The sequence below is a fragment of the Desulfovibrio sp. OH1186_COT-070 genome (genome assembly GCF_003860215.1).
In the GTDB taxonomy this organism is placed as follows: Bacteria; Desulfobacterota; Desulfovibrionia; order Desulfovibrionales; family Desulfovibrionaceae; genus Desulfovibrio.
On record NZ_RQYH01000070.1, the window covers coordinates 1 to 2,241 of the forward strand.

Annotated in this window: 3 protein-coding genes; all 3 read right to left on the reverse strand. The window is 32.5% G+C overall.

What is annotated here, in order from left to right:
- The coding region (locus EII23_RS11740; RefSeq protein ID WP_185702392.1) for a squalene/phytoene synthase family protein at window positions 1–502 on the reverse strand (502 nt) is incomplete at its 3' end.
- Between the two features lie 55 nt (window positions 503–557).
- On the reverse strand, window positions 558–1,601 hold the full coding sequence (locus tag EII23_RS11745) for a glycosyltransferase family 2 protein (protein WP_124793524.1): 1,044 nt from the start codon (window positions 1,599–1,601) through the stop codon (window positions 558–560).
- 66 nt (window positions 1,602–1,667) lie between these two features.
- Window positions 1,668–2,241, reverse strand: a 574-nt coding sequence (locus EII23_RS11750; RefSeq protein ID WP_148091263.1) for an NAD(P)/FAD-dependent oxidoreductase, incomplete at its 5' end; no start/stop codon positions are given.

Here is a 2,241-nt window from a genome sequence, read left to right on the forward strand (position 1 = left end):
GCATTGCCTTGCCTAAAGCTATCGCAGCTTCTTCAGCTTGCTCGAAATTATTTTCATTTGATGAAGTTAATATAGGAGTTAACAATTCACCGACAGTACCTGCCACACCACAGCAATACTCATATAAATCTGAATCAGTTTTCATTTCTTTTAAAACTAAATCTTTCTTCACATATTGAATTAAAGATTCAAAAGGTTTTTTAGGTATTGAATATGTATTCAATGTATTACTTAAAGCATTCATAATAGCTGCATCACTTTGATACGCTTGAATATAATCATAATCGCTATAAATCACATCTAAATCTCTAGCTATGCCGTTTAATTGCTCAAGATCTTTGTATTTATCAATACTGTCATCTATAATTCTGCAAACTGCATAAATAGCCCACATTGCTTTTTTCCTTTTTAAATCCAAAAAATCAAAGGCATATGAGAACGTTTTTGAATGTTCTTTCATTATATTGTGACAGTAGTTATAATCTCTCTCTAATTGATTCATTTATTGGCCTCCTCAGTAAGCCTAGAACTTCTTGACATTTATATAAAAAACTAACCTATAAATCTATTCTACGGCCTTTCCAATATATACGTTTGAATACATTGATATCTAACCATGATTTAAAAAATATCACGACAAAGCATATGAAGAGCAGTGGATGACATAAACTCGCAACGATATTAAAATTTCCTGTTCTTCGGATAAATATATGAAATTGTATCGCATATATAAAATATAGAGTAATAGCTAATAATATATATAACGAGCCTAAATTAATTGAAAAAATTATCGCTAAAACTGTTGTAAGTGAACCAAATAGCCATAAAAATACAAACGTAAGCGTAGACTTTTTAGTTACTTGAGAGCCAAGTGCAAAGTGTTTACTCCAACCCTCTAATAGCGCTTTATATCCTTGAGCATACATTCTAAAATTCACTACACCTTGGCCTTCATGCAAACTAACTGGCAAACCTTGTTGATTATATGCTTTACTTATTGCAAAACCTTCAATGATTTGATTTTTAGCTTTCAAATGTCCTTGTGTCAATTTATAATCTTGCTTATTTGTCACAAGGACTGGTCCAAACGCGCCTTGCTCATTATTTGCTGATTTCGTGATTGAAAATTGATTCATACCTACGATTGTCATTAAATTAAAAATCGCCGATATATTTTCATATAGCTTTTTTATCTTGTGATAAGGTTGTATTGATAACAAACCTTTACCACCTTGTAAATCATATTGATTGGCTATATTTTGAATACTATCATCACAAGCAAACTGAACATCAGCATCAACAAACATTAATAAATCATACGTTGCATATTTGCTACCTTGCCAACAAGCATGTGACTTACCTTGCCATGTAGTATCATTTTCAACAGTATATACGCTCGCACCATAATATCTAGCAACAACTTGTGTCTCATCAGTTGAACCATCATCCATAACAATTACTTCTATTTCCTGCTCTTTACTTATACTGTTAAGTAATTTAGGTAAGTTCTTCGCTTCATTTCTAGCAGGTACAATAACACTGACGGCTGTATGACCTCTTTCTTTTCCGGAGTTATTTATAATCGCTCGACGCGCATACATACACATTCCACTTATTAGTGATAGTATTGTCAATACTATTGCTATTATATAAAGTATCATTCAGCCTCAACTACTTTCTCCATTAATAATAGCTTCTGCTACTTGCATACCACTCAAAGTGACCATAGGCATACCAGCACCAGGATTTACAGAACCACCTACAAAGTACAAATTTTTGAAGTACTGACTTTTTTTAGGAAACTTGAAACCTTTATTTTTCCTCTTATTAGAAACTACGCCATATATTGCTCCTTTATTAGAATTGTAGTTATTTTCAATGTCATGTGGCGTCCATATATCTTCATATACAATGTGCCTTCTCAAATCTTTTAAGCCCATAGACTCTAATTTATTCAATATACGTTCTCGGAATTGCAGATATTCTGCTTCACTAAATGACTTATTCTGAATGTATGGTATGTGTGGCAATATTTTTATATTCTCGTGTCCTTCTGGCGCCTGTGTCTTATCTGTTTTATTTGTGTTCACTACATAAATTGTCGGATCTTCAGGCAAAACATACTGGTGAAAAACTTGATCATAATTAACTTTAGAATTACTTGAAAAGAAAAAGTTATGATGTTGAAGCTCTGGATAACTTTTGTCCACACCAAGATGCATGACATAACCTGAACTAGCT